Annotated in this window: 5 protein-coding genes; all 5 read right to left on the bottom strand. The window is 30.6% G+C overall.

The window, feature by feature from the left end; translation table 11 throughout:
- Positions 1 to 344: 344 nt before the first annotated feature.
- The 5 genes from HN894_12320 to HN894_12300 all read right to left on the bottom strand — a co-directional run bounded on the left by HN894_12320 (position 345) and on the right by HN894_12300 (position 3,460).
- The gene (locus tag HN894_12320; protein MBT7144106.1) at positions 345 to 644 is read right to left on the bottom strand and encodes a type II toxin-antitoxin system RelE/ParE family toxin; all 300 of its coding nucleotides are present in this window, start codon (positions 642 to 644) and stop codon (positions 345 to 347) included.
- On the bottom strand, positions 637 to 885 hold the full coding sequence (locus HN894_12315; GenBank protein MBT7144105.1) for a type II toxin-antitoxin system ParD family antitoxin: 249 nt from the start codon (positions 883 to 885) through the stop codon (positions 637 to 639). The genes HN894_12320 and HN894_12315 overlap by 8 nt, the downstream gene beginning before the upstream one ends.
- Before the next feature lie 21 nt (positions 886 to 906).
- Positions 907 to 1,098: a hypothetical protein gene (locus HN894_12310; protein ID MBT7144104.1), complete on the bottom strand. Its 192-nt coding sequence runs from the start codon at positions 1,096 to 1,098 to the stop codon at positions 907 to 909.
- Between the two features lie 524 nt (positions 1,099 to 1,622).
- The gene (locus tag HN894_12305; GenBank protein MBT7144103.1) at positions 1,623 to 3,281 is read right to left on the bottom strand and encodes a hypothetical protein; all 1,659 of its coding nucleotides are present in this window, start codon (positions 3,279 to 3,281) and stop codon (positions 1,623 to 1,625) included.
- A gap of 41 nt (positions 3,282 to 3,322) precedes the next feature.
- Positions 3,323 to 3,460: a hypothetical protein gene (locus tag HN894_12300; GenBank protein MBT7144102.1), complete on the bottom strand. Its 138-nt coding sequence runs from the start codon at positions 3,458 to 3,460 to the stop codon at positions 3,323 to 3,325.
- Positions 3,461 to 3,724: the final 264 nt, after the last annotated feature.

Below are 3,724 nucleotides of genomic sequence, written 5' to 3'. Positions count from 1 at the left end.
CTCCAAAAATAAGAAATATACGGAACAATCATAAACTTTACAATTTGATTTTTTGCGACAAGTTGAACTAAATCTAAACCAGCAAATTCATACAAAATGCAAAAATGGTTTTTATTAGGGATTAGTTATTTCTAAAAAACTGTCAATTGAAAATAATCACCGGAAAACAAATCGGAAATTCCTCCTCCCACTAAATTCCCCAAATAATTAAAAATACATATACGCCAAATCCTTCACTTTAAGCCCGCCGGCTTGGGTTTAGCTCAACAACGAATATAAAAACTACAGTGCCAGGCACTGTAGTTTTTCGCTGTTTTTATATTCTTAGGTGTTGTGTGTAGTTATTATTCAACGATTCTATTTTTTAAATCCATTCTTTCGTGTAATATTCTAATAATCTCAATCTCTTCTTCTGAAACAGAATGATAAAATATTATATGTTTTTCTGATTTAAGCCCAAGTAAATTTTTGCTTATTCCTGCATATTCTTTTCCAAGCTTAGGATTTTTTCCGATTCCTTTACAAGCAAACTTAATTGTCTCATAATATTTGTCAGCCTGATTTTCAGACCATTTCTCAAAAGTATATTCCCAAATGTCATTCAAGTCATCAATAGCTTCCTGTCTCAATATAACTTTAGGCATTCTTTCTTTTTTCAGATTTTAGATTTTTCAGATTTTCATCAAAGTCAAAGCTTTCAACTCTTGGACTGTTTAAGCCTTCCTTAATAGCATTCTTTAATGCAATTGTTTTACTTTCTTCATTTTCCAAAAGGCGCAGTCCAGCTCTGATTACTTCGCTGACATTTTTATATCGTCCAACCGAAACTTGTGTGCTTACAAATTGGTCAAAATAATTTCCAAGTGATATAGATGTATTTTTCATTTTTCTAAATTTTACTCAAAGTTACCAATTTTTGGTAAGCATTCCAAATTCTAAGGACATTTTCCAAATTACCCAATCGGGTAGCTTAGGCCCCATAAAAATCGTGCGTGCAAGTTTCCCTGCACACGGCTCATACACTTTAAATCCTGCAGGTGCGAGACGGCGAAGGGTTACCTCGCTAATTGTTGTTTTACTAATCTTTAACATTATCATCAAAAGTAGTTATTTGTTTGCAATTCGTTGCAATGTCTTATCACCATTTTGTTCTCAGATAAAAATATTTAACGAATTCCGGCAGATATGGGTTTGCTTTACTTTTTATCTTCACATGGTATCTGATAGGTATTCGGGAGAATTTGTAAAGGCGATAATTTGTAATACCCTTGCTTGTTTGTAGTGATCTGTGAAGTGCCTATTATGAAAGTAACGATGAAATATCCACCATCGATTTTTGTTGCAGTGTTGGTATTTCGCCCATCTTTTGAGTTGCTCTAAGTCCAATGATGAAAACTTCAGTAAGCATAAAAAGGCTACAATTGAGAGGCTATATTTCCTTTTCTCAACATTTTCAATTTTCTCGAAGAACTTTTCCATCTGAGTATCAACTCTAATTTTCTTTTGCTTGATGAACCGCTAAGTACGAGACCTGTACGCTTTGTGGTACTTCGGCAGGCTCAGCAGAACTGTGAGAGCTGCACTGGTGGCTATTTTGCCATCAGCCGCCTACTCGATTGTGTTTAGTTATTTATCAAATTAGTCTTTTTAAATTCTATATCTATCTCCAAAATATCAGGAGAACTACCTATTCTGACAGGTATACTTACATCTTGTCTACCTGGCAATAATGCATCTTGTACCCCACAGGTGACAAATAAATTAGTCTCGTCATATTTCCTATATCCCCAAGAATTTTCATACAAAGCACTTACTATATAATTTAAAGGCCAAATTTGTCCATTGTGAGTATGACCTGAAAATTGTATGTCTATTTTATTTTGAATTGCCTCTTCAAGACAATAGGGTGCGTGGTCTAATAAAATTAATGGTAAGTCTTGTGTTTTAAATTGTAATATTGAATCAATTGGTCTTTTCTCATGATTACCGCGATAAATTAATCCCATTACACAAAACTTCTTATCAACTTCAACCAACGAATCCATTAATATTGTAGTTTTTGAGTGGTTAAAAAAGCTAAAACTATCTGCTATGCCATTATGATAATCGTGATTTCCATTTGTTACATATACACCATATTTTGCAGATAAATCTAATAAAATGCAGCTAAATTCTTTTAGCTTTTCTGAATTAGCATTCCCGTAAAATTCAATTACATCACCCGGAATAACAATAATATCAGGCTGTAAATTATTAATTTCAGCAGTAAGTTTTCGCAGGAACTTCTTGCTTGTCATCTCTTTTAAATGCAAATCGGCTATACAAACTACTTTTAATGATTTAAGAGTCGATTCTTTCTGTGGAACAGTAACATTATAGTTTTTAACTACGGGTTTATTATTGTTGTAAAACCCATAACCTGTTATTAGTAGAGCACAAATATTAATAACAACAATATTTAAGAGTTTAATCTTTTTATTCTTCAGGTGTTGACTTGGTAATAAATGAATAACGGAATTAATTAACTTTAATAATTGCAGTGCAATAATAAATAGAAGAAAATAGAAAACAAATGTTATATAAAATCCGATAGCATAATTCAAATAGGTATAAAACAAACTTCCCCTACCCATTATAGCGAAAACAATTTCACCCGTAGAATAAACCATAGGTACCAAACTCCCTAAAAAAACGACACCTGATAATACAATTTTTGCAATTTTCTTATTGCTAAACTCATTATAAATACGAATATAAATGTAAAAATGTGGAATTAAATAGAAAGCCAAAAATATCCAAAAGTAGAAAGGAAATATAAAATCGGTGACAAAATAAATGAGGCATATTAATATAAGTGGAAATAGTTTTCTTGTATGGATAGCTTTAATATTTTTCGCTGAAAATATCAAAGCATTTGCTTTATTATTCTTTTTGAAATAATGTCTGAATAAAAAAGCTACAATCGCTTGTAAAATAAACAACAATACGATAGCAACGAAATTCCTGTATAAAATTGAATTAATATGTTGAACACTAAAATAAACAGGGATTATCAATAATAAATCTAAGAGCAATCCTATTATTGCTGGAATAAAAGCTAAATATCTTTTTTGTTTTGCCCAAAGGTTTAATGTTACGATGAAACCACCAATAGCAGGCCCACCGAGAATGGAAGCAATTAAAAACTGCTTCAAACTATAAAATCCTGTTTTAATTGGTTCAATCATTTGTATTCCTTTTACTTTTTGTAAACGAGTGTGGGTTTTATCATAATTAAACACAACATTAGTATAAACAGAAAATTCCGTTTATTTCTTTATTATTATTTTTTGTTTTTAATATCCATATCATCGAAAGGATTATGAATTTCATTAAACTTTGTGCTTGATATATGTGCGAATGTTTCTTTTGTTTTACTCAATTCATGTTCTAATATTGAATGACTTTGTTGTTCATTCATTTAATGTTAAAAATGCTTTTGCAAAAATATAAGAATTCTGTAAGCTCGCAAATTATTTTTGTATTTTTCCCTTTGATTTTATCTTATAAAATTATTTTTTTTAATCAAATTCTGTATATCTCCAAAAATAAGAAATATACGGAACAATCATAAACTTTACAATTTGATTTTTTGCGACAAGTTGAACTAAATCTAAACCAGCAAATTCATACAAAATGCAAAAATGGTTTTTATTAGGGATTAGTTATTTCTAACCTGCATAAT

This window comes from Bacteroidota bacterium, from assembly GCA_018692315.1.
Classification (GTDB): Bacteria; Bacteroidota; Bacteroidia; order Bacteroidales; family JABHKC01; genus JABHKC01.
Note: the sequence above shows the minus strand (reverse complement) of the source record. Positions and strands in the feature narration are given on the sequence as shown.

Bases quoted from the DNA above. Each gene is read 5' to 3' on its own strand.
- HN894_12320 (MBT7144106.1), bottom strand. From the start codon at position 644: ATGCCTAAAGTTATATTGAGACAGGAAGCTATTGATGACTTGAATGAC.
- HN894_12315 (MBT7144105.1), bottom strand. From the start codon at position 885: ATGAAAAATACATCTATATCACTTGGAAATTATTTTGACCAATTTGTA.
- HN894_12310 (MBT7144104.1), bottom strand. From the start codon at position 1,098: ATGATAATGTTAAAGATTAGTAAAACAACAATTAGCGAGGTAACCCTT.
- HN894_12300 (MBT7144102.1), bottom strand. From the start codon at position 3,460: ATGAATGAACAACAAAGTCATTCAATATTAGAACATGAATTGAGTAAA.